Raw genomic sequence first — 25,076 nt, 5'->3', positions numbered from 1 at the left:
GGACCCCTCACTCTTTCCCGCGCCCGCCTTCCAGTGCCCGCCGCAGATAGGGCGCGGTGCGGCTGCCTTTCGCCTTTGCCACGTCGGCCGGCAGTCCCTCGGCGACGATGCGCCCGCCCTCGGCGCCGGCGCCCGGCCCCATGTCGATCACCCAGTCCGCGCGCGCCACCAGCCGCATGTCGTGTTCGACCAGCACCACGCTGTTGCCGGCATCGACCAGTACTTCGAGCTGGGCGAGCAGGCGTTCGACGTCGGCCGGATGCAGGCCGGTGGTCGGTTCGTCCAGCACGTAGAGCGTGCCGCCTCGTCCGCTGCGCTGAAGTTCGGTGGCGAGCTTGATGCGCTGCGCCTCGCCGCCCGACAGTTCGGTCGCCGGCTGGCCCAGCCTAAGGTAGCCCAGGCCGAGCCGGCTCAGCAGCGTGAGCGGGGCGCGTACCCGCGGCTCGCCGGTGAATACCTCGCAGGCCTGATCCACGGTGAGGTCCAGCACCTCGGCGATATTGCGGCCCTGCCAGGACACGGCCAGCGTGGCCGGGTTGTAGCGGGTACCGTGGCAGTCGGCGCAGGGCGCGTACACGCCGGGCATGAACAGCAGTTCGACGCTGACGAAGCCTTCGCCCTCGCAGGTCGGGCAGCGACCCTTGGCCACGTTGAACGAGAAGCGCCCGGCGTCGTAGCCGCGCTTGCGCGCCGCTGGCGTCTGCGCGAACAGCTTGCGCACCTCGTCGAACAGTCCGGTATAGGTGGCGAGGTTGGAGCGGGGCGTGCGGCCGATCGGCTTCTGGTCTATGCGCACCAGCCGGCGTATCGCGTCCGCGCCTTCGCCCAGCCGGCCTTCGGTCGGCGCACTGTCGACCGGCGGCTGCTCGCCGTCGTCGCTGTCCGGCTCGGCCTCGACCACGTGGCCCAGGTGCTCCGCCACCAGTTCGACCAGTGCCTGGCTGATCAGGCTGGACTTGCCGGAGCCGGACAGGCCGGTCACCGCACACAGCACGCCGAGCGGGATGCGCGCGTCCAGCCGGTGCAGGTTGTTGCGGCTCACGTCGTGCAGCGCCAGCCAGCCGGACGGCGTGCGCGGTGTGCGCACCGGCGGCAGGTCGGACTTCAGGAAACGCGCGGTGGCCGATGACCTGGCCGTGGCAAGACCTGCGGGTGGGCCGCTATAGACGATGCGTCCGCCCTCGCTGCCTGCGCCCGGACCGACATCGACCACCCAGTCGGCGCGGCGGATCATGTCGAGGTCGTGCTCGACCACGAACACGCTGTTGCCGGCCTGCTTCAGCTGCAGCAGCGCGTCGAACAGCGCTTCGCCATCGGCCGGGTGCAGGCCGGCGGACGGTTCGTCCAGCACATAGACCACGCCGAACAGCTGCGAGCGCAGCTGGGTGGCCAGTCTGAGCCGCTGCAGTTCGCCCGGCGACAGCGTGGGCGTGCTGCGTTCCAGCGTCAGATAGCCCAGGCCCAGCCGCAGCAGCACCTCGACGCGGTCGACCACGTCGCCGGCCAGCCTCTGTGCGGCGAGGCGCTTTTCCTCCGACAGCCGTGCATCCGCCTCGCCGGCGGCAGCCGATGCCAGCAGGCGTGCCACCTCGGACAGCGGCTGGCGCGACAGTGCACCGATGTCCAGCCCGGCGAAGGTGACCGCCAGCGCTTCCCGCTTGAGCCGCTTGCCGTCGCAGGCCGGGCAGTCGCTCGCCCGCATGTAGCGCGACACCCGCTTTCTCATCAGCGTGCTCTGCGTGCTGGCGAAGGTGTGCAGCACGTAGCGACGTGCGCTGGTGAAAGTGCCCTGATAGCTCGGCTCCATCTTCCGCCGCAGCGCGAGACGCGTTTCCTCCGGCGTGAAGCCGGCATACACCGGTACCACCGGCTGTTCGTCGGTGAACAGGATCCAGTCGCGCACCTTGCGCGGCAGCTTCGCCCACGGCGTGTCGATGTCTATGCCCAGGCTGACCAGGATGTCGCGCAGGTTCTGGCCGTGCCAGGCCGGCGGCCAGGCGCTGACCGCGCCTTCGCGTATGGTCAGCGACGGATCGAGCACCAGCGTGTCTTCGCTCACCTCGAACACGCGCCCCAGACCGTGGCAGTCCGGGCAAGCGCCCTGTGGCGTGTTGGGCGAGAAGTCCTCGGCCTGCAGCATGGGCTGGCGTGCCGGGTAGCGGCCGGCGCGCGAGTAGAGCAGGCGCAGCAGGCTGGACAGCGTGGTCACGCTGCCCACCGATGAGCGCGCGCCCGGTGTGCCGCGCTGCTGCTGCAGCGCCACCGCCGGCGGCAGGCCCTCGATGCTGTCGACATCCGGCACGCCGGCCTGATCGATCAGCCGGCGTGCGTACGGCGCCACCGATTCCAGATAGCGCCGCTGCGCCTCTGCATACAGCGTGCCGAAGGCGAGCGAGGACTTGCCGGACCCGGATACGCCGGAAAACGCCACCAGCGCGTCGCGCGGCAGCTCGACGTCGATGTCCTTCAGATTGTGTTCGCGGGCGCCGCGCACGCGGACGGTGGCGGCGGCGGGGAGTCGGTTGGAGAAGGAGGCCTTGCTCATGCGCGTGCGATGGAAGTGGGACGGAAACGGACCCGCACAGGGTACGGAAGGGCGGCCGACACCTGTGCGGCAGGCAGACCTTGCCTGGGCGAAGATGTTGCCATGTCGTCGCATTGTGCCCGGCCCTGTGCCGGACGCGTGCCGTTCCCGGCCGTCCCCGGCGGGCTCCGGCGCCCGACGCATCGCGTGTTCCGCTGCGATGCCTCCCACTGGCGAGGAGGCCGGGCCGTTCAGGGGCGCCGGCGGCGGCGGGCGGTCAGCAGGCATCCGAGACCAGCCAGCCAGAGTGCGGCTGTCATCGGCTCGGGCACCGCTGTGACGTTGATGGTGATCGACTTGCCATCGAATGAACCGTCGGTCGACGAGAAGTCGTCGTACTGCGGATAGCTGTACTGCCATGACGAGCAGCTCAGCCCGCCGCCCCCATCACTCATGCAATCCCGGTAAGCGATCTCACTGCCGGAAGAGATGGCGTTCGTGGCGCTCCATCCGCCGCCGACGACAATGTCGAAGGTGCCGGCGGTCGGGAACAGTACCGAGAAGGTCCAGCCGTTGGCATATGAGCTGCCGGGCGACCCAGCGGGATAGTCGTTGAAGTTCTGGCCGGCGGCCTGCAGGTAGACGGCCGTCACCGTTTCAGCCTCGTACCAGTACCAGTTGATCATCCATTCCTGGTACCCCTCGACCGCTGCAGGTTCTATCGGGTCACTGCCACCGTCCATCCGGGACGAGGTGTTCACGTTGAAGGACACGAAGAAATCCACCGTGCTGCCGGCCTGCACCGTGGTCTGGCTGGCGCCGAAGCTGTCGATCTGTCCGCTGGCGGACCATGCGCAGGGACTGGCGATCAGGCCAAGGCAAAGCAATGCAGAAGTGGCTCTCTTCATGTTCCGCTCCTCTTTCAATGACACCGGTGCAGCCGCACGCTGCGGTGGGCCAGCCTGGGCGTCGGGTTGGATGAAGTTATGAGCCTAGCATCGGGACATGTGCTTCGATAGCGCATCCGACCGGCGGTGGCGATTCCGTTCGGCGACCGGCTGACCGGCAGACGATGCGTTCATCGGTGGGCGCGACGCATGCCGGTGGCCCATGCTTCAATTAATATGCGGGGCCAGAAAATCGGGGCTTTCCTGTTCAGCAGCTCGCGGCCGTGTTGCCACCCGTCCTGCGTATCCGCCCGGGGAGGCACCCCCACATGAGACCCGACAATGCCGTCACCTGATCTTCGTGATCGCCTTTTCGTGCTGGCCCAGCACGGCATGCCCAAGCAGGCACTGACGCGTTTCGCCGAATTCGTGGCGAATTCGCGGGCGCCCTGGACGCGCGGCATCATTCCCTGGTTCATCCGCAAGTACGGCGTGGACATGAGCGAGGCGGCCCGGCCTGACCCCGCGGACTACGCCTGCTTCAACGATTTCTTCACCCGCGCGCTGCGCGAAGGCGCCCGTCCGCTGGCCGATGCGCCCTTCGTCAGCCCGGTCGATGGCACCGTGATCGACTGCGTGCAGCTCGATGGCGACACCTTGCTGCAGGTGAAGGGGCACCCCTACAGCGCACGTGCGCTGGTGGGCGGTGACGCGGCGCTGGTCGATCTTTTCGACGGCGGCGAAGCGATCTCGATCTACCTGAGCCCGAAGGACTACCACCGCATCCACATGCCCTGTGCCGGGCGGCTCCGGCGCATGGTCCATGTACCGGGCAGCCTCTACTCGGTGAACCCGGCGACGGTGGCGGGCGTGCCCGGCCTGTTCGCGCGCAATGAACGCGTGGTCTGCCTGTTCGATTCGGATTTCGGCCCCTTCGTGCTGACACTGGTCGGCGCCATGGTGGTCGGCAGCATGCAGACCGTGTGGCATGGGCTGATCAATCCGCCGCGCAGCGGAACCCTGCGCGAGTGGCGTTACGACGATCAGGACATCCGGCTCGCCCGCGGCGAGGAGATGGGCCGCTTCCTGCTCGGCTCGACCGTCGTCATGCTGTTCCCGAAGGGCGTGCTGCGCGCCCGCGCCGATTGGCTGCCGGGCCGTTCGGTGCGCATGGGCGAGGCGATGGCCGAGGCCTTGCGCTGAAGCATCTGCGCGGGCGCTGTTCCTGAATGTTTGTTTCCATGGGAACAAACACCGTGTGAATCGAAACAAATGGGCTATGCTTCAGCTTGATTCGGAATCACGGAGGACAGCCGTCATGGGCGCCATCGCAGACAAGGGAATCAGCGCTTCGGAAGACCGGGGCGCACTGGCCCGCATGATCATGACCCTGCTCGATCACTGGAAGCTCGGCACCGAAGACCAGGCCGCGCTGCTTGGCATCGCCGCCAGCAACCGGGCGGCGCTGGCGCGCTACCGGCGCGGCGAGCCGATCGGCACCAGCCGCGACCAGTACGAGCGGGTCGGTCACCTGCTGGGCATTCACAAGAACCTGCGCCTGCTGTTCCCGCAGAACCGCGACCTCGCCTACCGCTGGATGAGCACCCGCAACCGCGCTTTCGACAACCTCACCCCGGTCGAGGTGGTGAAGGAGTGGGGCTTTGCCGGGCTGCTGATGGTGCGCGCCTATCTGGATCGGGCGCGCGGCCAGTGAGTCTCGGCGATCTGTTCGCCCGCCTCGCGCTGGCCGAGGTGCAGCGCGACGTGTTCCGCAACATCGTGTCGCTGCGCAGTTCGCAGGACCTGTTCGATGACCTGACCGAGGATCCGGCCGAGTGGCTGCTGGCGCAGAAGGTGGAGGGCGACGCCAAGCCGCCGCCTTACCGCTCGGCTACGCCGGTGCTGCACCGTCCGTTCGAGGACGCCGAGTGGTTCAACGCCATCGCCTGGCCTTTCCAGAACTGGCAGGCCAGCCGCTTTTCCGACGGCCGTCACGGCGTCTGGTACGGCTCGGAGTCGGTCGAGACCACGGTCTATGAGTCCGCCTGGCACTGGCGCAACGGTCTGCTGGCCGACGCCGGTTTCGAGCGCGAATCGGTGGCGGCCGAGCGCAAGGTCTATGTCGTGGGCTGCGCCGCTGCATTGCTGGATTTCCGGCCGCTCACGGCCGACTGGCCGGATCTGCTGCATCCGCTCGATTACAGCTTCCCGCAGTCGGTCGGCGCGCGCATCCACCGCGAAGGCCATCCCGGCCTGGTGGTGCAGTCGGTGCGCCGGCCGGAGGGCGAGAACTTTGCGGTATTCAATCCGGCGGTGCTGTCCAGCCCGCGTCACCACCTGCAACTGACTTACCGGCTCGACGGCGAATGCATCGTCGTCGAGAAGACGCCGGGCGTCGCGTGGTTCGGCATCGACGCGGCCGATTTCGGGCGGCGCGCTGCGGCTTGAGTTCAGACCGTCCTGCGGGGCGAAGGCAGGCGTCGCATCAGCGACTTCGATTCCGCCGCGCGCAGGATGCGGCGGAAGGTCGGACATTCCAGATGGCTGGGCGCAGGACAGGCCGCGGCATGCCGGAGGCCGTCGCGCAGCGCGCTCAGCCTGCGTATCGTGTGTTCGATTTCGTCCGCGCGTTCGGCCAGCAGCCCACGGTCGATGTCCAGCGTGCCGCCCGGTGCGAACATGCGGCCGATCTCATCCAGCGAGAAACCGGCGGCGCGGCCCAGCGAAATCAGGGCCAGTCTTTCCAGCACGCCCTCGCCGAATACGCGGCGCAGACCGCGCCGGCCGATCGAACGTATCAGCCCCTTTTCCTCGTAGAAACGCAGGGTCGCCGCGGTGACGCCGGCGCGTTGCGCCACTTCGGCGATATCCAGATCGCTCATGGGCTTGACCTCAAGTCGACTTGAATTTGCATAGTGCTCACACCGCACATCGCGGGCAAGTCAGGAGAGAAACGATGGATGCTTCAACGACGCACGGCGACGCGCAGTCAGCTTTGTGGAACGGTCCGGCCGGAGACGCCTGGGTGCAGGCACAGCCGCTGCTCGATGCGCTGTTCGCGCCCTTCTCCGAACGGCTGGTCGAGGGGGCACGGACGAGGTCCGCGCGCAGCGTGATCGACGTCGGCTGCGGTACCGGCGCCACCACGCTGGCGCTGGCCGAGGCACTGGACAGCGGAGCGCACTGTGTCGGTGTCGATGTGTCGGCGCCGATGATCGCCGCGGCCCGTGCCCGCGCGCTGGCCAGCGCCTCGGCCGCGTGCTTCGTCTGCGCCGATGCCGCACGGCATGACTTTGCGCCCGGCGCCGCCGACCTCATCGTGTCGCGTTTCGGCGTCATGTTCTTCGAGCGCCCGGTCGATGCGTTTGCCCATTTGCGCGCGGCGCTGCGCAGCGGTGGTGCGCTGCACGCCATCGCCTGGCGCGGCGGCGACGAGAACGCCTTCATGACCACCGCCGAGCGCGCGGCCAAACCGCTGCTGCCCGACTTGCCCGCGCGTCGCCCGGGCGCGCCGGGCCAGTTCGCCTTCGCCGACCGGACTTTCGTACGCGAGGTGCTGGCGCGCAGCGGCTGGCAGGATGTCGATATCCATCCGCTCGACATCGAATGCGCGCTGCCGGCCGTCAAGCTCGAACGCTACTTCACGCTGCTCGGCCCGGTCGGGGGCGCGCTGCAGCAGGCCGACGCAGACACCCGCGCACGCGTGATCGATGCACTACACGAAGCTTTCCGGCCCTACAAAGACGACGGAATGGTGCGCTTCACGGCGGCGTGCTGGGAGATATCGGCTCGCGCATGAGCGCAGCACTTCAGCGACCGGAGAAGCGCAGCCTGGACAGCATCTTCAGATTGCCCCTGCGGTAATAGGCGTCGGCCCAGCTGTCATCCGGCGACAGCGGCTTCGCCTCCTTCAGTTTCAGCAGTTTCGCGTAGTAGCGGAAGCGGTAGTGCTCGTAGAAGCGCAGCACTTCCAGACCGTAGCGGTCGGCAAGGTCGGTGTCGCCGCGGATGACAAGGACGTTCTCGTCGTTGCCGCTGCTGGCCGAGGCGCTGAGGTTGTGGCTGCCACTGAGGATGACCGGATGGTCGGTGGTGAAGTCGGTGACGATGGCTTTCAGGTGCACCAGCAGGTTGCCGCGCTGGCCGCGCAGACCTTCCTTGACCCAGCCTTCCAGACCGCTGGTGAGCAGCGCCGGCGTCGTGAATTCGGCGGTGCGATCGGCGTGGAAGCCGGTAATCCGGCTGGCGCTGTTCTGGATGCCGTAGCGCAGCACCTGGTCGTTGGCCTTGCCGAGCAGGGCGTCGAGTATCGGTTCCGGCAGCGCGAAGGCGGTGGCGAACAGCAGGTCGCTTTTGGCGCCGTTTATCAGGTAGGCGAAGGCGGCAAGGTCGCCGCCGCCGGAGCGCGGCGAGAAGCCGGTCCAGATGCGGCCGGTCGGCGCGACCGGGTTGTGTTCGTTGATCCACGCGCGGGTGGCGGCAACGTCGCCGGGCGCGGCCCAGATCTGTTCGAACAGCGCCAGATAGTCGGCCGCCACCGCCTTGTCGTCGGCGGTGTGCACGACATTGGCCTGCCGGTACACGCCGTTCTCGGTGAAATTGGTGCTGCCGCACAATACGGCGCGCGGCGTGCGGGTGCCGCCGCGGCCGAGCTTGCTGAGCACGATGTACTTGTGGTGAAAGATTTTCGAAGTGAGGCGCGCCCGCTTCTTCGCCTTCGGAATCGATTTCAGCGCCGCCTCGTTCTGCACCGTCTGTTCGTCGCCGGCCTTGCCGTGATAGAGCACGCGCACCTGCGCGCCGCGCCGGTGCGCCGCCCGCACGGCGCTGGCGATGGCCTTCAGTTCGTATTCGTAGATCGCGATGTCCAGCGCCCAGGTTGAATCCTTGGCGCGGGCGATGAAGGCGAGCAACCGGTCGAGCAGGCCGTTCTGCAGCCAGTCGCGCGGCGCGGCCGGCCATTTCTCGATCGGCAGGTCCTTGTTCTCCGGGCGACTCAGCAGCGCGTCGAGCTCGGGAAACTTGCGGCCGAAGGCCTGGCTGGCGGCGACCGCCCGGTTGAACACGACGCCATGACCCCTGGGTTTGCCGTCGTCGGTGGTGACCGCCAGCTCCAGTGACTCGCCCAGTTCAGGCCGCTCGGCGCTGCCGTACACCAGATGTACGCGGTAGCGGCAGCGGGTGCCGGGCGCGATGCTGTAGTCGGCCCAGCGGAATTTCTGTATCGGCGCCAGATTGCTCGGGGTGGCCGCCCATTTTTCCAGCGTGTGCGCGCGGCCGGGGAAGGTGAGACTGTTCAGCAGCCACTGCCACTTCTTCGTGCCTTCCTTCTGCTCGATCGCGAAGCCGAGCAGGCCGGCGCGTCGCGATGCGTCGACGTCCATCGCCAGCAGCACGCCGCTGGTGCCGGCGTAGGCCTTGACGCGGAAGTCGTCGTCGGCGTTGGTGACCAGTACACGCATGGGAATTCCCCGGGCGATGCGATGACGTCATCTTGCGACCGGGGCGCGAAAGCTGCAACGATGACGAGCTGCGATGTCGAAATGCCGGTGCGTGCTTCGTCGACCGGGTAGTCCCGCGGCACAGTGCTGCGCCGCGGCCCCTCACGGAACAAGGAGGAAAGCCCATGTCATCCCCATCTGCGGTTACCCTGCTGGTCGCCACCCGCAAGGGCGCCTGGCTCTATCACGGCGACGCCGAACGCAAGACCTGGCGGGTCGATGGCCCGCATTTTCTCGGTCACATCATCAGCCACCTGGTACTCGATCCGCGTGACGGCCGCACGCTGCTGGCGGCAGCCAAGACCGGCCACCTCGGGCCGACCATGTTCCGCTCGACCGACTTCGGCCAGACATGGAGCGAGGCCGCGCGGCCGCCGGCCTTCGCGAAGGTCGATGGCGGCGTGGGCCGCAGTGTCGATCACACCTTCTGGCTCACGCCGGGGCACCCCAGCCAGCCCGGCGTCTGGTACGCCGGCACCAGTCCGCAGGGCCTGTTCCGCTCCGACGATGGCGGCGATACGTGGGCGCCGTGCTCATCGATCAACGACGACCCGCGATATCTGGAGTGGATGGGTACGGCGCAGGACGGTACGCCGGACGGTCCCAAGCTGCACTCGATCATCGTCGACCCGCGCGACCCGATGCATATGTATATGGCGATGTCGGGCGGCGGCGTGCACGAGTCCTTCGACGCCGGTCGCAGCTTCGCGCCGCTGATCGAGGGTCTCGAAGTGGTGGAGGGTTTCGACGTGACGCAGCCGACCTTTCACGACCCGCACTGCATCCGCCTGTGCCCGGCCAACCCGGACCGGCTCTACCAGCAGAACCACTGCGGCATCTACCGGCTCGACCGGCCGGCCACGCGCTGGCGGCGCATCGGCGGTGGCATGCCGGCCGAGGTCGGCGATATCGGTTTCCCGATGGTGGTGCATCCGCGCGATCCGGACACCGCCTGGGTGTTCCCGATGGACGGCACCGCCGTGTGGCCGCGCACCAGCCCGGGCGGGAAGCCGGCGGTATTCGTCACCCGCGATGGTGGTGAGCAATGGCAGCGTCAGGACGCCGGCCTGCCGGCTGAACAGGCCTGGTGGACGGTGAAGCGGCAGGCGATGACGGCAGATGCTCAGCCCTCGGTCGGACTCTACTTCGGCACCACCAGCGGCGAACTGTGGGCGAGCAGCGACGAGGGCGCACACTGGCACTGCATTGCGCGCCACCTGCCCGACATCTACGCCGTCGAGGTGGCGGAGCGGCCGTGCACATGAAGGTGCTGATACCGAGTGCGCTGCGTTCCTACACCGAAAGTGCGCACGCCGAAGCCGACGGCGCCACGCTGGCCGACGTGGTGGCCGCGCTCGACCTGCAGTATCCGGGCATCGCCTTCCGCATGATCGACGAACAGGGGCGGATACGCCGCCACATCCGCTTCTTCGTCGACGGACAGCAGGTGCGCGATCTGGCACAGGCGGCCGATGCCGCCGGTGAACTGGTCATCGTGCAGGCACTCAGCGGCGGCTGAACGCCGGCGTCAAGCGACTCGCCTACACTGCTCCGGAACCCCGGCGGCGACCTCGCGTCGACCGGGGGTGTGCCACTTCGGAGAATCCAGTGTTCCTGCCCAGACTGTGCGCCCTCGCGTTCGCGGCGCTGTTGCCGCTTTCTCCCCCGGCTCGCGCCGAAGACGTGTCGACGCTGTCTTACGACGCACGGCTCGGCGGCTATGCCTATGCCTTCGACGTGAAGTTCTTCCCGCTGTCGTCGCAGGGGCAATCGCTCGAAATGGCCTACATCCATCTTCCGGGCGAAGCCGGCAAGCCGGTGGTCACCTTGCTGCATGGCAAGAACTTCAACGCCGATTACTGGGCGGGCACCGCGCGTCATCTGCAGAAGCTGGGCTACGGCGTGCTCATTCCGGACCAGATCGGTTTTGGCAAGTCGTCCAAACCGGTCCAGTACCAGTATTCCTTTCCGACGCTGGCGCGCCACACCCGCGCGTTGATGGCCTCGCTCGGCATCGAGCGCTCCATCGTCGTCGGCCATTCGATGGGCGGCATGCTGGCCAGCCGTTTCGCGCTGATGTACCCGCAGGCGGTGCAGCGCCTGGTGCTGGTGAATCCGATCGGGCTGGAGAACTATCTGAAGTATGTCGAGCACAAGGACACCGACTTCTTTTACGGCGTCGAACAGAAGCAGACGGCCGACAGCATCGCGAAGTATCAGCGCGACAACTATTACGACGGTCAGTGGAACGCGCGCTACGCGGCGCTCACCCGTTTCATGATCGGCCAGATGCAGGGACCGGACAGGAATCAGGTCGCATGGGTCAATGCCTTGACCTACGACATGATCTTCACCCAGCCTGTTGTGACAGAGTTCGGGGATCTGTCGGTGCCGGTCAGTCTGATCATCGGCACGCGTGACCGTACCGGACCGGGCCGCAACTGGATGCGTCCTGGCGTCGAGTACGAACTGGGGCGCTACGACCGGCTGGGCCGGACGGCGGCGGCGTTGATTCCGGGCGCTGTGCTGTTCGAACTGCCGGGCCTGGGCCATATGCCGCACATCGAGAATTTCGAGGCGTTCAGCAAGTTATTCGACCAGGCGATCGGCGTACAGTGACCGCGAGGTCGATGTCATCAGGAGTCCGCACCATGAACCACACCTCCCGCAGCCCGTACGAGAACGACGCCGAAAACGGGGCCACCACGGCCGGGCCGGTCGAACTGTGGCACCAGACCTTTCACGAACTGCTCGACGGCATCGCCCGTTCGACCGACCCCTTCGGCATGACCGCGCCCATCGTGCACGCGCAGCTGGCGTGGGCAGCGCATCCCAAGGAACTGAGTGACCGGCTGGTCAGCCTGTCGTCCGATCTGTGGCGGCTGCAGCAGCACACGCTGAACCGGCTGTTTGGTCTGCCCGACACTGATCCGATTCCGGTCACCGAGGGCGACGCGCGCTTCGCCGATCCGGCGTGGACCGACCTGCCTACCTTCGACCTGATGAAGGAGTGGTATCTGGCCTTCACCCGGCACACCCAGGACATGCTGTACGACACGCCGGGCATGTCGGAAAAGGACCGCGAGCGTGCGGCGTTCTGGTGGCGCAACTGGCTCAACGCGGTGGCGCCGACCAACTATCTGTTCACCAATCCGGTGGCGCTGCGCAAGGCGATGGAAACGCACGGCGAGAGTCTGGTGCGCGGTTTCCGCAACTTCCTCGACGACCTGAAGGCCGGCGACGTGCGCATGACCGACCCGGATGACTTCAAGGTCGGCGAGAACCTGGCGACCACGCCGGGCGCGGTGGTCATGCGCAACCGTCTGCTCGAACTGATCCATTACGCGCCGACGCAGGCGAAGGTGCACACGCAACCGGTGGTGATCGTGACGCCGTGGATCAACAAGTTCTACGTGCTCGATCTGGCGCCGAAGAAAAGCATGATCCGCTACCTGCTCGACCAGGGGCTGGACGTGTTCATCACCAGCTGGAAGAACCCCGATGCCTCGATGCGTGACGTCACCTTCGACGACTACCTGCTCGAAGGCGTACATGCCGCGGTAGAGACCGCGCGCGCGCTGACCGGCGCGCCGAAGGTGCACGCGGTGGGCTACTGCATCGGCGGTACCGCGCTGGCGATGTACATGGCCTGGGCCAACCGCCGCTTCGCGCCGGACGAGGTTCCGGTCGCCGACTGGACGCTGCTCACCACGCTGATCGACTTCCGCGCGCCGGGCGAGATCGAGGTATTCATCGACGAATCCAGCGTGCGTTCGCTGTGCGACGCGATGGCGCAGAAGGGCTATCTCGACGGCAAGGAAATGGCCGCCTCCTTCCGCCTGCTGCGGTCCAACAGCCTGATCTGGAACTACGTCGTCAATGGCTGGCTGTATGGCGAAACGCCGCCGCCCTTCGACGTGCTGTACTGGAACATGGACGCCACGCGCATGCCGCAGGCCATGCACGGCTGGTATCTGCGCGAGCTTTACCTGCACAACAAGCTGATCAAGCCGGACGCGCTGACCGTGGCCGGCGAGCCGCTCGATCTGCATTGCATCACCCAGCCGCTGTATGCGGTGGCAGCCGAGGACGACCACATCGCGCCGTGGCAGCAGGCCTTCCGCATCCACCGGCATCTGGCGGGCGAAAAGCGCTTCGTGCTGTCCAGTTCGGGCCACATCCTGGGCATCGTCAATCCGGTCGTGACGCCGCCCAAGCGCAGCTTCCGCGCGGCCGAGGTGCATCGCGCCGACCGTGCCGAGGGCTGGCTGGCGCACAACGACGCGCAGCCCGGCAGCTGGTGGGAAGACTGGATGGCCTGGCTCAAGCCGCGTGCCGGCAAGCTGGTGAAGGCACGTCCGGCAGCCACCGCCGATTTTCCGGAACTGGCACCGGCGCCGGGCGGCTACGTGATGGAGCGCTGAGCCGATTGCTGCCGCGCCGGCAGGACTTGTGCAGATGCAGATTGAAATCCATGTCGTCGCCGTGTGATGATGCCGGCCATCCGATCAACAACAATAGCGGACATGGTCATCTCGCCCAGCCTGGCCACGCTCAACGGAGGCTCCATGGATAACGTTCTGCTTTTTGCGGCAGGCGAATTGTTCATCGTGATCGTCATGATGGCGCTGATCGCGCGTCTCAACGGCAAGGATCAGGAAAGCCGTCACCTCTACTTCGGTTCCGTCGTGCTGACCGCGCTGGCGCTGGTATTCATGCTCGCGATGGCGATGTACTACTGGGCCGATGCCGGCAGCGCAGATCGCGCGCAGAAGCTGTTCGAAGCCTGCCAGCAGATCGTTCCTCCACTGCTTACGCTGGTGATCGGCTTCTACTTCGGACAGAAGCGCTGAGCGTGCAGCGTCCGCTCAGCCGGGCGCTGCGACGGCGGACCTGCCGATGAGCGATATCCGCTTCGTCGCGGCGACGCCGGTGCTGGCGTCGCTCGACATCCGGCAGTCCGTCGATTTCTACGTGCAGCGCCTGGGCGCGACGGCGGTGCATGTGGAGCAGGGCGTCTACGGCATCGTGGCGCTGGGCGGGGTTCACATCCATTTCTGGGCCTGCAGCGACCGACGCATCGCCGAAGCGACCGGCTGCCGCATCGCCGTCGAGGGCGTGGATGCACTGTTCGCGCACTGCACGCGGCAGGGCATCGTCCATCCGAATGCACCGCTGCACGACACCGCCTGGGGCACGCGCGAGTTTGCCGTGCTCGATGGCGACGGCAATCTGATCACCTTCCACGAGCGCACCGCGACCTGACGTGGCGATCGCGGCGCGGGCGCCGAATTACTGACTTCCGCCGGTCGCAGCCGGAAGGCTGAGCGTGCCTCTTTCGCTGAAGCGCTGCACGCCGAAAGGACCACCGCCGAGCTTGCCGCTCAGCGTGTAGGGCAGGCGGTCGAGGTCGGCGCTGCTGCTCAGTTCCAACGCCTGACGGAAGGCCGACAGGGCCGACACGGTGACCGGCACGCTCACCACCGCCTCGCCGAAACGCGGCACGCTGCCGCGCACGTCGCTGACACCGGTGGCGAAGGTACGGTCGTTCACATCGAGTTGCAGCGCCAGGCCGTCGTAGTCGATCGGATGGTCGTTCGGGTTCTGCACCCGCAGCTTCAGTGCGAAGCGCAATTCGAATCCCTCGCCCTGCAGCGGTTCCAGCCCGACCAGATTGACGCGCACCGGGTCGCGCGTGCTCAGGCCGGCACAGCCGGACAGCGCGAGCAGGGCACACAGGACGAGGAGCAGACGTGTGGCATTCCGGTACATGGTCACCTCTGTAGTCGTCGGGCCGGGCAGCGGGTGCCGCCCGGCCTTCCTTCATCGGTCGGGACTTACTTGCCCGGTTCGCCGACGAAGATCTCGACGCGCCGGTTCTTGGCTCGGCCGGCTTCGCTGCCGTTGTCGGCCAGCGGTTCGTGCGAGCCGCGGCCGTCGATCACGATACGCGACGACGCTACGCCGCGGTCGGCCAGATAGTTGCGTGCGCTGGCGGCGCGATTGACCGACAGCGGATCGTTCACCGCGTCACTGCCGGTGCTGTCGGTGTGACCGATGATGCGCACCGTGGTGGTCGGATTCGCGTTCAGCGTCTGCGCGAAGCGGTCGAGCACCGGCCGGAAGTTCGGTTTGATGTCGGCGCGGCCGACGTCGAATGAAATGTCGCTCGGGATTTCGAGCTTCAGCTGGTTGTCGGCGGTCTGCACCACGTCGACGCCGGTGCCGGCGGTGGCCTGTTCCATCGCCCGCTTCTGTTCTTCCATCTTCTGCGACCAGATATAGGTGCCGATGCCGCCGACCGCGGCGCCGATCAGCGCGCCGCTGCGCGTAGCGCCGCCGCTGCCGCCGACCGCGCTGCCCAGTGCCGCGCCCGCTGCGGCACCCACGCCGGTGCCTATCGTGGTTCGCTTCTGCGTTTCGGTCATGTTGGCGCAGCCGGTGGCGACGAGGGCGCCGGCGGTCAGCAGGATGAGTGTCTTTTTCATGATGTGTGCTCTCCGGTATGCGGGCCGCGTCCGATGCGGCGCCGAGTTGTTCGTGCGCGCTGCGCGGCGCATTGCTGACGCCTTATGTCGCAGCGGCACCTTTGAAGTCTCGGCGATTCCCCGATGTACTCCTGTCAGACAACGCGTACGCCCGATGTACGCACGCGCCGACGTCGGGTCGCGCTTCAGCGTCCTTCGTCGAAATGCGGTCCTGCGCCTTCGCCGGCCAGTGTGTCCTGCGCGTTGCGCAGCGGGCAGGCCTTCAGCGACAGGCAACCGCAGCCGATGCAGCCGTCGAGCCGGTCGCGCAACTGCGTGAGCGTGCGGATGCGTGCGTCCAGCTCCTGCTGCCAGCGCGCCGACAGGCGGCGCCAGTCGGCAACGGTGGGCGTGCGCCGGTTCGGCAATGCCTGCAGTGCTTCAGCAATCGCGGCCAGCGGAATGCCCATGCGCTGCGCCACCTTGATCACCGCGACGCGGCGCAGCACCGAACGCGGATAGCGCCGCTGGTTGCCGGCGTTGCGCGTGCTGTGTATCAGCCCGCGGCTTTCATAGAAGTGCAGTGCCGATACGGCGACGCCGCTGCGTGCGGCGACTTCACCGACCGACAGGCTGACCGTAACGGACTTGTTGCCTTTGGCGAGTTCTGACATTCGATCTCCGGGGGTTGACCTCAACCTTGCTTGAGGTCTGATGCTACGCGTCCTTCCATCGAATGGAGCACACCATGTCCTTGCCTTCCACCGCCGCCCCGAACGGCCGACGCACCCGCTTCATCCAGCCGCAAGGCCTTTACGACGCGACGGCCAATGGCTACTCGCACCTGGTGATCGCCGAAGCACCGGCGCGCCATATATATATTGCAGGGCAGGGCGGCGAGAACGCGCGCGGCGAACTGTCGCCCGACTTCGCGCAGCAGGTTGCGCAGGCACTGCACAACCTCGCCACCGCGCTGGAGGCGGCGCAGGCGAAGCCTTCGGACGTGGTCAAGCTCACGGTGCTGGTGGTCGATCACACGCAGGAGCGGCTGGGCGTGTTCGTGCAGGCACTGCGTGCGATGTGGGGCGCGGCGCCTCCGCCCGCCTGCACGCTGATGCCGGTGCCGCGGCTGGCGCTCGACGGCATGCTGTTCGAGATCGATGCGACGGCGGTCATCCACGGCTGAGCTGCCCATCGACCTGCACCGCCGCGCGGCGGACGACTACACCTTCCGGATCCAGGATTCCATGCATCGATCGAGCGCTTCTTCGCAGTCCGCAGCACGCGACACCTTGTCGACGCCGGTACTGCTGCTGATGGCCGTGGCCGCGGGCCTGTGTGCCGGCGGCAACTACTTCAACCAGCCTTTGCTGCCGGCCATCGCGCGCGACCTGCACGCGAACGAGGCATCGGTGGCATTCACCGTGACCATCGCACAGGTCGCCTACGCCTGCGGACTGCTGCTGCTCGTGCCGCTGGGCGACATGCTCGAGCGGCGGGCACTGGCGGTGGGACTCATGCTGCTGGCTGCACTGGGCCAGTTCATCAGCGGCTTCGCCGATTCGCTTTCGCTGCTGTCGACGGGCATCGCGGTGGCCGGCCTGTTCTCGGTGGCGGCGCAGATACTGGTGCCGATGGCGGCGACGCTGGCCGAACCGCAGCGCAGGGGGCAGGCGGTCGGTGTCGTCATGAGCGGTCTGCTGACCGGCATCCTCGCGGCGCGCAGCGTGGCCGGATTGCTCGCGCCGCTCGGCGGCTGGTCGACCGTGTACCGGGTCGCCGGCTTCGCCATGCTCGTCGTTGCCTTGCTGCTGTGGAGGGTGCTGCCGCAATCGCGCAATCCGTCGCCGCGGCCTTACCTGCAGACGCTGGCATCGCTCGGCACACTGTTCCGCAGCCTGCCGCGTCTGCGCAGTCGTGCGTTGCTCGGGGCGCTGTCCTTCGCCTCGGTCAGCGTGCTGTTCTCGACGATGGCGCTGTTGCTGGCCGGACCGGGGCACGGCATGGACGAGGTTTCCATCGGCCTGGTCGGACTGGCTGGGGCGGCCGGCGCGCTGATGGCCAACGTCGTCGGCCGCGCAGCGGATCGTGGTGGCGCAATGCGTGCAAGCGCGATCGCGGTGCTGCTGCTGATCGCGAGCTGGGTGGCACTGCTGTGGGGTGCGGACAGCCTGGCTTGCTTCCTCGGCGGTTTCGTCGTGATCGACATGGCGCTGCAGGGCGTGCACATCAGCAACCAGCACATCGTGTTCCGGCTCGCACCGGAGGCACGGGCGCGACTCAACGCGGTGTACATGACCTGCTATTTCGCCGGTGCCGCAAGCGGCTCGGCCCTCGGCTCATTCGCCTGGCAACACGGCGGCTGGCCGGCCACCTGCGCGGTCGGTGGCGGGCTCGGCCTGCTCACTGCCGTCGCGCTCGCGCACGACAGGCGCCTCGCGCGGCGAGGCTGACCGGCCGCCGCTTTGTTTGATGTACTGTATATGGATACAGCTATCGAAAGTGTTCCGCCGTGTCCGAATCCAGCACCGTCAGTCGCCCCGATTACCTCTCCTCCCTGAACGACGCGCAACGCGAAGCCGCCACCTTCGGCGTTGCGCCCGACGCTCTTGCCGGACCGCTGCTGGTGATCGCCGGCGCCGGCACAGGCAAGACGAATACGCTGGCGCATCGCGTTGCCCATCTGCTGGTCAATGGCGCGCAGCCGGAGTCCGTCATGCTGCTCACCTTCTCGCGACGCGCGGCCGACGAAATGACGCGCCGGGTGCAGCGCATCGTCGCGCAGGTGTCGCCGCGTTTCGCCACGCTGGCCAGTGCCGGCTTCCCGTGGTCGGGCACCTTTCACGGTGTCGGTGCGCGGCTGCTGCGCGAGTACGCCGGACGCATCGGGCTCGATCCGGCGTTCACCATCCACGATCGCGAAGACTCTGCCGATCTGATGAATCTGGTGCGGCACGACATCGGCCTATCCAGCAAGGCCAAGCGCTTTCCGTTGAAGGGTACCTGCCTGGCGATCTATTCGGCGGCGGTGAACACGCAGTCGCCGCTGGCCGATGTGCTGCAGTCGTCCTTCCCCTGGTGTGCCGAGTGGGAGGCCGATCTGAAAACGCTGTTCCGCGCCTATGTCGAGGCCAAGCAGGCGCAGCAGGTGCTCGACTACGACGACCTGCTGCTGTACTGGGCGCAGATGGCGGCCGAGCCGGTCATCGCGCGCGAACTCGGCGCGCGCTTCGCGCATGTGCTGGTCGACGAGTACCAGGACACCAACCGCCTGCAGTCGAGCATCCTGCTGTCGATCAAACCCGACGGCCGCGGCCTGACCGTGGTCGGTGACGACGCGCAGTCCATCTACAGTTTCCGTGGTGCCACGGTACGCAACATCCTCGACTTCCCGCACCAGTTCGATCCGCCGGCGCGGCGCATCACGCTGGAGCAGAACTACCGCTCAACACCGCCGCTGCTCGACGCGGCAAATGCGGTGATCGGCGAAGCCGACGAGCGTTTCGTCAAGCAGTTGTGGAGTGCGCGCAGCGGCACGCAGAAGCCGCTGCTGGTATCGGTGCGCGACGACGCTGCTCAGGCGGAGTTCGTCGTCACGCAGATACTCGCGCGGCGCGAAGGCGGCATGAAGCTGAAGTCGCAGGCGGTGCTGTTCCGCACCTCCAGCCACAGCATGCGGCTGGAGATCGAACTGACACGGCGGAACATTCCCTTCGTGAAGTTCGGCGGCCTGAAGTTTCTCGAAGCGGCGCACGTGAAGGATCTGCTGTCGGTGCTGCGCTGGGCGCAGAACCTGCGCGACCGCGTTGCCGGATTCCGCGCGATCCAGTTGCTGGCCGGCATCGGTCCGAAGACTGCGGCACGCATCCTCGACAACATCCAGGCTGCGCCGCCGGGTGCCGCGCTGCTTGCCGAACAGCCGGTGCCCGAGGGCGTGCGCGCCTGCTGGTCCGAGTTCAGTGCGCTGGTCGAAGCGGCCGGTGCCGAGCGCGCCGAATGGCCGGCCAGTGCCGAACAGGTGGCGCGCTGGTACGAAGCGCAGATGGATCGTCTGTACGAGGATGCCGTCGTGCGCGCTGCGGACATCCAGCAACTCGCACGGCTGGCGTCGACCTATCCGAGTCGCGAGCGCTTCCTTACCGAGCTCACGCTGGACCCTCCCGAAGTGACCAGCGACGAGCCGGGCGCGCCGCTGCTCGACGAGGACTACCTCATCCTGTCGACCATCCACTCCGCCAAGGGGCGCGAGTGGAACGCGGTGTCGGTGCTCAACGCGGTCGACGGCGGCATTCCGTCGGAAATGTCGACCGGCAGCCAGGCCGAGATCGAGGAGGAAAGACGCCTGCTCTACGTTGCGATGACGCGTGCGAAGGAGCAGCTCGAGCTGGTGGTGCCGCAGCGCTTTTACATCACCGGTCAGGCGTCGACCGGTGATCGTCACGTCTACGCAGGGCGCACCCGCTTCGTTCCGAATCGACTGCTCCCGCTGTTCGAACAGACGAGCTGGCCACGCGTCGATATGGACGGCGTGCCGGCGATGACGGTGGCGGAAGCGCGGGTCGATATCGCCGCGAAGATGCGTGCGATGTGGCAGTGACGGATCGAAGTTTTTCGGCGGTTCGCAGTGTCGCGCACGGCACACTGCATCTAGTAGCGGGCCCGGGATCGGACACTACGGGTGCCGTTGACGCGTAAGAAGGTGTTTGCGCGGCGCAACACTCCGACCTCGAGCCAGCTGACGATGTGGACGTCTTTTCGTGCAGGTGTCATTGTTCAGAAAGTGGCGTCGTACAACGGTTTCAGCGCGCTCGGTGTTGTTTCGTTGCTGAATAAAATATTCCAAAACAATAAGTTGCGCGGCGCTGAGGCTGAAAATATTTCTGGACTTTTGTGTTGTTTGTTGCTTTAACGGCTCATGGTTGTGCAATACTTTCGGCCCATGAATCAGTCCGTTGCGACGTCATCTTCAAGCCTCACCTCTGCTGCCGATTTCGTCGGCGCGTCGGAAGTCCTTTCCCCCGAAAAATCGTCTTCGTTTCTCATGCGTCGCGACACGCTGCGCGCATGGAATCCACTCGACCTCGCGAGTCGCCGTCGGCGCTCTGCGGGTCAGTGCATCCATCATTCCGGAGTGGTCGGCACATTGATGGCCGGTACGACCTCTCCCTGTTTCGAATGCTCGCGTGTGCTGTCGGCGGTCAGGCCAGCCGACAGCGACGGATGTCACGGTATGGGGCGAGCGAGCCTTCATTAGTCCTGTTGAATGTCGTAAGCGTCCATCGATGGCTTGCGAGTGTGAATCCGGCATCCGGGCGGCATGCGTCGCCCGTGTGTCGTTCGGGTCGTTGACCCGGAGGTGTGCGTGGGAGCAGGTCGCCCGCGCATGTCGTGCGGTGTTCCTGACCGGGCGCACATCGGTGCGTCGTCTCGAACAGACCTTCCGCCACCGGAGGGGCTGAGGTGCTGTCCAATCCTGTTATCCGAGAGGAGAGAAGTCATGGCTGAAGCTGAAGCTAAGAAGGGGGCGAAGAAGGCGAGTGCCCCGGCGAAACCTGCTGCGAAGAAAGCCGCACCGGCCAAGGCCGCTGCCAAGCCCGTAGCGAAGAAGGCTGCACCGGCGAAGGCTGCTGCAAAGCCGGCGGCGAAGAAGGCTGCACCGGCGAAGGCCGCTGCAAAGCCGGCAGCGAAGAAGGCTGCACCGGCGAAGGCCGCTGCAAAGCCGGCAGCGAAGAAGGCTGCACCGGCCAAGGCTGCTGCAAAGCCGGCCGCGAAGAAGGCTGCACCGGCGAAGGCTGCTGCAAAGCCGGCAGCGAAGAAGGCTGCACCGGCGAAGGCCGCTGCGAAGCCGGCTGCCAAGCCTGCCGCAAAGCCGGCTGCCAAGCCTGCTGCGAAGAAGGTGGCGGCACCTGCAGTGACCAAGGCGGTTACCAAGGCACCGGAAACCGCGCCGGCCGCTGCCGCAAAGTCGGAAGCGCCCGCTGCTCCGGCGCCGGCAACGCCGTCGACGGCTGCCACGCCGGGTATCAAGTCGTCGCTGAATCCGGCTGCTGCATGGCCCTTCCCGACGGGTTCGCGTCCGTCCTGATCGCGCGTCCTGCGTCATCGAAAGCGGCATGGAGATCGTTGTCTCCATGCCGCTTTTTTCTTTGACGAGGAGCCCATCCTGATCCGGTGTTACGAAGCTTTACTTGACCTGTCCCTTGTAAATCAGGAAGATGCGCGCGTCGTTGCTTGATCGCTCCCTCCGGCACACGTAACAGATACGTCGCCACCAGCAGTTTCAGTTTGACCCGGGCCTTAGCCCTGTCCGTCCGGGTTTCCAGAATGTTCCGACCGCCACTGCGGTCCGCGAACGCCGCGATTCAAGCTTTTCCGTACGCTTCGCCACGCTGCGAGGCACGGCAACAGCCCGTTAGCACGGGCTCCTCAGGCGTGCTGCGTCCATCGCTTCTGCGATGTCCGTCGGAACGCGCGAAAGGAGTGCTGCATGAACAAGGTTTTCTCCGTCCTCAAGGGCACCGCAGCAGTAGTGCTGCACTTTGCGCACGGTGGTCTGCTCGCCGTCGGTCTCATGGTCAGTGTGTTCGTCGTACTGCGTGTGGCCGAAGCGGGTCTGACGCCGCGCATGCTGCCCTCACTGCCCGAGTTCTCGTTGCTCGGCAGCGCGCAACAGGTTTCGGCAGACACCGATCTGCAGATGCCCGATCTGCCGGCCACCGGCTCGGGTGTCGAACTGACCGCGCAGCAGAAGACGGTCGCCGACCATGTGTCGCGTCGTCACCGTGTAGCGCGTGCCGCGGTCGAGCAGTACGTGACCGACGTCTATGCCGCCGCATCCCGCTACAAGCTCGATCCGCTGTTGCTGATCGCGCTGATTTCGGTCGAGTCCGCCTTCAACCCGACGGCGGAGAGCGCCTGGGGTGCGCAGGGGCTGACCCAGGTCATCCCGAAATATCATCCGGAAAAGCTGGCGCTGTTCGGACCCGATGCGTCGCTGCTCGACCCGACAACCAGCATCTTCGTCGGTGCACAGGTGCTGCGTGAATACATTCGCCTGTCCGGCTCGGTCGAGGGCGGTCTGCAGCGCTATGTCGGATCGATCGAGGATCCCGATCAGGTCTATTCGAACAAGGTGCTGGCGGAATACCGACGTCTTTCCGCGACTTTCGGTCCGCGTCTGCAGACGGCGGAAGTGGCGCTCTGACGCCTATCCTGGTCGGCCGCACGGCCGGCTGGCGCGATACAACGGTTATCCACAGCCCGCTGGGCGCGCCGAACGGCTAAAATCTCTGGTTTTCGCACTGCACCATGTTTCGCCCATCAGGCGCGGCATCGGGTGCAGGGCGATGCAACTCGACCGGAGGAGTCGCCGTTCACCATGGATGAGCACTTTCGCAACGCTGCACTCGAATACCACCGCAAGCCCACCCCGGGCAAGATTTCCGTCGTCCCCACCAAGGCGCTGACCAACCAGCAGGACCTGTCGCTGGCCTACTCGCCGGGTGTCGCCGCCGCCTGCGAGGAGATCGTTGCCGATCCGCTGCAGGTCAGCCAGATGACCGCCCGCGGCAACCTGATCGGTGTCGTCACCAACGGCACCGCGGTGCTCGGCCTTGGTCCGATCGGCCCGTTGGCCGCCAAGCCGGTGATGGAAGGCAAGGGCGTGCTGTTCAAGAAGTTCGCCAACATCGACGTGTTCGACATCGAACTGGACGAGCGCGACCCTGACAAGCTGGTCGACATCATCGCGGCGATGGAACCGACTTTCGGTGGCATCAACCTCGAGGACATCAAGGCACCGGAGTGCTTCTACATCGAGCGCAAGCTGCGCGAGCGGATGAAGATCCCGGTCTTCCACGACGACCAGCACGGCACCGCAATCGTTGTCGGTGCCGCCGTGCTCAATGGTCTGAAAGCGGTCGGCAAGGACATCAAGGAGGTCAAGCTGGTCACTTCGGGCGCCGGTGCAGCCGCGCTGGCCTGCCTCGACCTGCTGGTGCTGCTCGGCATGCCGATCGAGAACATCTGGGTGACCGACATCAAGGGCGTTGTGTACGAAGGTCGCATCGAGGACATGGAGCCGCTGAAGGCGCGCTACGCGAAGGTGACTGACGCGCGCACGCTGGGCGAGGTGATCCACGACGCCGACGTGTTCCTCGGCCTGTCGGCGGGCGGCGTGCTGAAGGCCGACATGGTCAAGCGCATGGCGCCGAAGCCGCTCATCCTGGCGCTGGCCAATCCGAATCCGGAAATCATGCCGGACGAGGTGAAGGCGGTACGCGACGACGCCGTGATCGCGACCGGTCGTTCGGACTATCCGAACCAGGTCAACAACGTGCTGTGCTTCCCCTTCATCTTCCGCGGTGCGCTCGATGTCGGCGCGACCACGATCACCGAAGAGATGAAGCTGGCCGCGGTGCGTGCCATTGCCGACCTGGCCCAGGTCGAGCAGAGCGAAATCGTGCGTGCCGCCTACGGCGAGCAGCCGATGTCCTTCGGTCCGGAATACCTGATTCCCAAGCCTTTCGATCCGCGCCTCATCGTCAAGATCGCACCGGCGGTGGCGCAGGCCGCGATGGATTCGGGCGTGGCGACGCGTCCGATCGAGGACTTCGAAGCCTATCGCCAGCAGCTGAACAACCTGGTGTGGATTTCCGGCCTGGTGATGAAGCCGGTGTTCGCCGAAGCGAAGCGCAACCCGAAGCGCATCATCTACGCCGAGGGCGAGGACGAACGCGTGCTCAGCGCGGTGCGCAACGTGGTCGACGAGGGCATGGCCCGACCCATCCTGATCGGCCGACGCGACGTCGTGCTGGGTCGCATCCAGAAGCTGGGCCTGCGCCTGCGTCCGGAGATCGACTTCGAACTGGTGACGCCGGAAAACGACCCGCGCTACAAGGAGCTGTGGACCACCTACCACGCACTGACCGAGCGCAAGGGCATTTCGGTCGATTACGCGAAGATGGAAGCGCGTCGTCGCACCACGCTGATAGGTGCGCTGATGGTGCGCCTCGGGTACGCCGATGGTCTGATCTGCGGCACCTTCGGCAACTTCGCGCGCCACCTGCATTTCGTGCGCAACGTGCTCGGCCTGAAGGAAGGGCTGCGCAACTTCTACGCGATGAATCTGCTGAACCTGCCGGGCCGTACGCTGATGCTGTGCGACACCTACGTCAATTACGACCCGACGGCGGAACAGGTGGTCGAGATGACCGTGCTGGCAGCGGAAGAGGCGCGCCGTTTTGGCATCGAACCGAGGATCGCGCTGCTGTCGCATTCGAACTTCGGCTCCGACAATACGGTGACGTCGGACAAGATGCGTCGCGCCCTCGAAATCCTGCACGCCGATTACCCCGAACTGGAGGTCGAAGGCGAAATGCACGGTGACGCGGCGCTGGACATCGACATCCGCACGCGCATCTTCCCCAACTCCAGATTGCGGGACGAGGCGAATCTGCTTATCTTCCCGACGCTGGATGCAGCCAACATTTCCTACAATCTGCTGAAGACCGCCGCAGGCGAGGGCATGACCATCGGCCCCATCCTGCTCGGCGCAAAGCAGCCGGTGCACATCCTGACGCCGACGGCGACGGTGAGGCGCATCGTGAACATGACTGCACTGACCGTGGTGGAGGCAAGTCAGATTCGCTGACCCACGGCCCGTGCCCGAAAGGGGGAGGGCGTGGAGCAGCATGGA

23 protein-coding genes are annotated in these 25,076 nt (G+C 66.3%); 16 read left to right on the top strand and 7 right to left on the bottom strand.

Translation table 11 applies throughout. From position 1 onward, the window contains the following. Nucleotides 1-7: 7 nt before the first annotated feature. Both METRZ18153_RS0114535 and METRZ18153_RS0114530 read right to left on the bottom strand, forming a co-directional pair. Complete coding sequence (locus METRZ18153_RS0114535) at nucleotides 8-2,545, bottom strand: excinuclease ABC subunit UvrA (RefSeq protein ID WP_020165413.1); 2,538 nt, start codon at nucleotides 2,543-2,545, stop codon at nucleotides 8-10. Between the two features lie 230 nt (nucleotides 2,546-2,775). Next, nucleotides 2,776-3,432: a PEP-CTERM sorting domain-containing protein gene (locus tag METRZ18153_RS0114530; RefSeq protein WP_232416055.1), complete on the bottom strand. Its 657-nt coding sequence runs from the start codon at nucleotides 3,430-3,432 to the stop codon at nucleotides 2,776-2,778. 321 nt (nucleotides 3,433-3,753) lie between these two features. On the opposite strand from METRZ18153_RS0114530, the gene asd reads away from it, so the two are divergent. The 3 genes from asd to METRZ18153_RS0114515 all read left to right on the top strand — a co-directional run bounded on the left by asd (nucleotide 3,754) and on the right by METRZ18153_RS0114515 (nucleotide 5,859). Next, nucleotides 3,754-4,614 (top strand): archaetidylserine decarboxylase, encoded by an 861-nt coding sequence (gene asd / locus METRZ18153_RS0114525; protein WP_020165411.1) that lies wholly within the window; start codon nucleotides 3,754-3,756, stop codon nucleotides 4,612-4,614. Between the two features lie 115 nt (nucleotides 4,615-4,729). Continuing rightward, entirely contained in the window at nucleotides 4,730-5,125 is a 396-nt protein-coding gene (locus METRZ18153_RS0114520) for an MbcA/ParS/Xre antitoxin family protein (RefSeq protein ID WP_020165410.1), read from the top strand. Further along, nucleotides 5,122-5,859 (top strand): RES family NAD+ phosphorylase, encoded by a 738-nt coding sequence (locus METRZ18153_RS0114515; protein WP_020165409.1) that lies wholly within the window; start codon nucleotides 5,122-5,124, stop codon nucleotides 5,857-5,859. Before METRZ18153_RS0114520 ends, METRZ18153_RS0114515 begins: the two co-directional genes overlap by 4 nt. Nucleotides 5,860-5,861: 2 nt before the next feature. Here METRZ18153_RS0114515 and METRZ18153_RS0114510 read toward each other — a convergent pair whose 3' ends face one another. Continuing rightward, on the bottom strand, nucleotides 5,862-6,293 hold the full coding sequence (locus tag METRZ18153_RS0114510; RefSeq protein ID WP_020165408.1) for a helix-turn-helix domain-containing protein: 432 nt from the start codon (nucleotides 6,291-6,293) through the stop codon (nucleotides 5,862-5,864). 74 nt (nucleotides 6,294-6,367) lie between these two features. Between METRZ18153_RS0114510 and METRZ18153_RS0114505 the strand changes: the two genes are divergently transcribed. Continuing rightward, nucleotides 6,368-7,210, top strand: a complete 843-nt coding sequence (locus METRZ18153_RS0114505; protein ID WP_020165407.1) for a class I SAM-dependent methyltransferase — start codon at nucleotides 6,368-6,370, stop codon at nucleotides 7,208-7,210. 10 nt (nucleotides 7,211-7,220) lie between these two features. Here METRZ18153_RS0114505 and METRZ18153_RS0114500 read toward each other — a convergent pair whose 3' ends face one another. Next, on the bottom strand, nucleotides 7,221-8,873 hold the full coding sequence (locus METRZ18153_RS0114500; RefSeq protein WP_020165406.1) for a phospholipase D-like domain-containing protein: 1,653 nt from the start codon (nucleotides 8,871-8,873) through the stop codon (nucleotides 7,221-7,223). Between the two features lie 164 nt (nucleotides 8,874-9,037). On the opposite strand from METRZ18153_RS0114500, the gene METRZ18153_RS0114495 reads away from it, so the two are divergent. From METRZ18153_RS0114495 to METRZ18153_RS0114470, 6 genes are all read left to right on the top strand, one after another. Beyond that, nucleotides 9,038-10,177, top strand: coding sequence for a WD40/YVTN/BNR-like repeat-containing protein (locus METRZ18153_RS0114495; RefSeq protein WP_020165405.1), 1,140 nt, complete (start codon nucleotides 9,038-9,040; stop codon nucleotides 10,175-10,177). Continuing rightward, nucleotides 10,174-10,431 (top strand): MoaD/ThiS family protein, encoded by a 258-nt coding sequence (locus METRZ18153_RS0114490; RefSeq protein WP_020165404.1) that lies wholly within the window; start codon nucleotides 10,174-10,176, stop codon nucleotides 10,429-10,431. The genes METRZ18153_RS0114495 and METRZ18153_RS0114490 overlap by 4 nt, the downstream gene beginning before the upstream one ends. Before the next feature lie 89 nt (nucleotides 10,432-10,520). Next, complete coding sequence (locus METRZ18153_RS0114485) at nucleotides 10,521-11,531, top strand: alpha/beta fold hydrolase (protein ID WP_232416054.1); 1,011 nt, start codon at nucleotides 10,521-10,523, stop codon at nucleotides 11,529-11,531. Between the two features lie 32 nt (nucleotides 11,532-11,563). After that, the gene (locus METRZ18153_RS0114480) at nucleotides 11,564-13,336 is read left to right on the top strand and encodes a PHA/PHB synthase family protein (RefSeq protein ID WP_020165402.1); all 1,773 of its coding nucleotides are present in this window, start codon (nucleotides 11,564-11,566) and stop codon (nucleotides 13,334-13,336) included. Between the two features lie 144 nt (nucleotides 13,337-13,480). Continuing rightward, complete coding sequence (locus METRZ18153_RS0114475; RefSeq protein WP_020165401.1) at nucleotides 13,481-13,765, top strand: hypothetical protein; 285 nt, start codon at nucleotides 13,481-13,483, stop codon at nucleotides 13,763-13,765. A gap of 46 nt (nucleotides 13,766-13,811) precedes the next feature. Further along, nucleotides 13,812-14,177 (top strand): bleomycin resistance protein, encoded by a 366-nt coding sequence (locus METRZ18153_RS0114470; RefSeq protein WP_020165400.1) that lies wholly within the window; start codon nucleotides 13,812-13,814, stop codon nucleotides 14,175-14,177. 27 nt (nucleotides 14,178-14,204) lie between these two features. On the opposite strand, the gene METRZ18153_RS0114465 is transcribed toward METRZ18153_RS0114470, so the two are convergent. From METRZ18153_RS0114465 to soxR, 3 genes are all read right to left on the bottom strand, one after another. Then, nucleotides 14,205-14,684 (bottom strand): LEA/WHy family protein, encoded by a 480-nt coding sequence (locus METRZ18153_RS0114465; protein WP_020165399.1) that lies wholly within the window; start codon nucleotides 14,682-14,684, stop codon nucleotides 14,205-14,207. Between the two features lie 65 nt (nucleotides 14,685-14,749). Continuing rightward, complete coding sequence (locus tag METRZ18153_RS0114460; RefSeq protein ID WP_020165398.1) at nucleotides 14,750-15,400, bottom strand: OmpA family protein; 651 nt, start codon at nucleotides 15,398-15,400, stop codon at nucleotides 14,750-14,752. Between the two features lie 185 nt (nucleotides 15,401-15,585). Further along, a complete protein-coding gene (gene soxR, locus METRZ18153_RS0114455; protein ID WP_020165397.1) occupies nucleotides 15,586-16,053 on the bottom strand; it encodes a redox-sensitive transcriptional activator SoxR in 468 nt (155 codons plus the stop codon). 74 nt (nucleotides 16,054-16,127) lie between these two features. Between soxR and METRZ18153_RS0114450 the strand changes: the two genes are divergently transcribed. The 6 genes from METRZ18153_RS0114450 to METRZ18153_RS0114425 all read left to right on the top strand — a co-directional run bounded on the left by METRZ18153_RS0114450 (nucleotide 16,128) and on the right by METRZ18153_RS0114425 (nucleotide 25,031). After that, the gene (locus tag METRZ18153_RS0114450) at nucleotides 16,128-16,565 is read left to right on the top strand and encodes a RidA family protein (protein ID WP_232416053.1); all 438 of its coding nucleotides are present in this window, start codon (nucleotides 16,128-16,130) and stop codon (nucleotides 16,563-16,565) included. A 61-nt stretch (nucleotides 16,566-16,626) separates the two neighbouring features. After that, nucleotides 16,627-17,832, top strand: coding sequence for an MFS transporter (locus METRZ18153_RS0114445; protein ID WP_029143792.1), 1,206 nt, complete (start codon nucleotides 16,627-16,629; stop codon nucleotides 17,830-17,832). 59 nt (nucleotides 17,833-17,891) lie between these two features. Continuing rightward, a complete protein-coding gene (locus METRZ18153_RS0114440; RefSeq protein WP_020165394.1) occupies nucleotides 17,892-19,976 on the top strand; it encodes an ATP-dependent helicase in 2,085 nt (694 codons plus the stop codon). A gap of 900 nt (nucleotides 19,977-20,876) precedes the next feature. Further along, nucleotides 20,877-21,464: a hypothetical protein gene (locus METRZ18153_RS0114435; protein WP_020165393.1), complete on the top strand. Its 588-nt coding sequence runs from the start codon at nucleotides 20,877-20,879 to the stop codon at nucleotides 21,462-21,464. A gap of 402 nt (nucleotides 21,465-21,866) precedes the next feature. Beyond that, entirely contained in the window at nucleotides 21,867-22,583 is a 717-nt protein-coding gene (locus METRZ18153_RS0114430) for a transglycosylase SLT domain-containing protein (protein WP_020165392.1), read from the top strand. 174 nt (nucleotides 22,584-22,757) lie between these two features. Next, entirely contained in the window at nucleotides 22,758-25,031 is a 2,274-nt protein-coding gene (locus tag METRZ18153_RS0114425; RefSeq protein ID WP_020165391.1) for an NADP-dependent malic enzyme, read from the top strand. Nucleotides 25,032-25,076: the final 45 nt, after the last annotated feature.

It is taken from the genome of Methyloversatilis discipulorum (assembly GCF_000385375.1).
GTDB classification, from domain to species: Bacteria; Pseudomonadota; Gammaproteobacteria; order Burkholderiales; family Rhodocyclaceae; genus Methyloversatilis; species Methyloversatilis discipulorum_A.
This window is presented reverse-complemented; position numbering and strand designations above follow the sequence as displayed.

What these genes read in the sequence shown, in the direction of transcription:
- METRZ18153_RS0114510 (WP_020165408.1), bottom strand. Translation starts at nt 6,293, where the DNA reads ATGAGCGATCTGGATATCGCCGAAGTGGCGCAACGCGCCGGCGTCACC.
- METRZ18153_RS0114470 (WP_020165400.1), top strand. Translation starts at nt 13,812, where the DNA reads ATGAGCGATATCCGCTTCGTCGCGGCGACGCCGGTGCTGGCGTCGCTC.
- METRZ18153_RS0114430 (WP_020165392.1), top strand. Translation starts at nt 21,867, where the DNA reads ATGAACAAGGTTTTCTCCGTCCTCAAGGGCACCGCAGCAGTAGTGCTG.
- METRZ18153_RS0114480 (WP_020165402.1), top strand. Translation starts at nt 11,564, where the DNA reads ATGAACCACACCTCCCGCAGCCCGTACGAGAACGACGCCGAAAACGGG.
- METRZ18153_RS0114530 (WP_232416055.1), bottom strand. Translation starts at nt 3,432, where the DNA reads ATGAAGAGAGCCACTTCTGCATTGCTTTGCCTTGGCCTGATCGCCAGT.
- METRZ18153_RS0114490 (WP_020165404.1), top strand. Translation starts at nt 10,174, where the DNA reads ATGAAGGTGCTGATACCGAGTGCGCTGCGTTCCTACACCGAAAGTGCG.
- METRZ18153_RS0114520 (WP_020165410.1), top strand. Translation starts at nt 4,730, where the DNA reads ATGGGCGCCATCGCAGACAAGGGAATCAGCGCTTCGGAAGACCGGGGC.
- METRZ18153_RS0114495 (WP_020165405.1), top strand. Translation starts at nt 9,038, where the DNA reads ATGTCATCCCCATCTGCGGTTACCCTGCTGGTCGCCACCCGCAAGGGC.
- METRZ18153_RS0114475 (WP_020165401.1), top strand. Translation starts at nt 13,481, where the DNA reads ATGGATAACGTTCTGCTTTTTGCGGCAGGCGAATTGTTCATCGTGATC.
- METRZ18153_RS0114435 (WP_020165393.1), top strand. Translation starts at nt 20,877, where the DNA reads ATGGCTGAAGCTGAAGCTAAGAAGGGGGCGAAGAAGGCGAGTGCCCCG.
- asd (WP_020165411.1), top strand. Translation starts at nt 3,754, where the DNA reads ATGCCGTCACCTGATCTTCGTGATCGCCTTTTCGTGCTGGCCCAGCAC.
- METRZ18153_RS0114535 (WP_020165413.1), bottom strand. Translation starts at nt 2,545, where the DNA reads ATGAGCAAGGCCTCCTTCTCCAACCGACTCCCCGCCGCCGCCACCGTC.
- METRZ18153_RS0114500 (WP_020165406.1), bottom strand. Translation starts at nt 8,873, where the DNA reads ATGCGTGTACTGGTCACCAACGCCGACGACGACTTCCGCGTCAAGGCC.
- METRZ18153_RS0114505 (WP_020165407.1), top strand. Translation starts at nt 6,368, where the DNA reads ATGGATGCTTCAACGACGCACGGCGACGCGCAGTCAGCTTTGTGGAAC.
- METRZ18153_RS0114460 (WP_020165398.1), bottom strand. Translation starts at nt 15,400, where the DNA reads ATGAAAAAGACACTCATCCTGCTGACCGCCGGCGCCCTCGTCGCCACC.
- METRZ18153_RS0114445 (WP_029143792.1), top strand. Translation starts at nt 16,627, where the DNA reads ATGCATCGATCGAGCGCTTCTTCGCAGTCCGCAGCACGCGACACCTTG.
- METRZ18153_RS0114450 (WP_232416053.1), top strand. Translation starts at nt 16,128, where the DNA reads ATGTCCTTGCCTTCCACCGCCGCCCCGAACGGCCGACGCACCCGCTTC.
- METRZ18153_RS0114425 (WP_020165391.1), top strand. Translation starts at nt 22,758, where the DNA reads ATGGATGAGCACTTTCGCAACGCTGCACTCGAATACCACCGCAAGCCC.
- soxR (WP_020165397.1), bottom strand. Translation starts at nt 16,053, where the DNA reads ATGTCAGAACTCGCCAAAGGCAACAAGTCCGTTACGGTCAGCCTGTCG.
- METRZ18153_RS0114465 (WP_020165399.1), bottom strand. Translation starts at nt 14,684, where the DNA reads ATGTACCGGAATGCCACACGTCTGCTCCTCGTCCTGTGTGCCCTGCTC.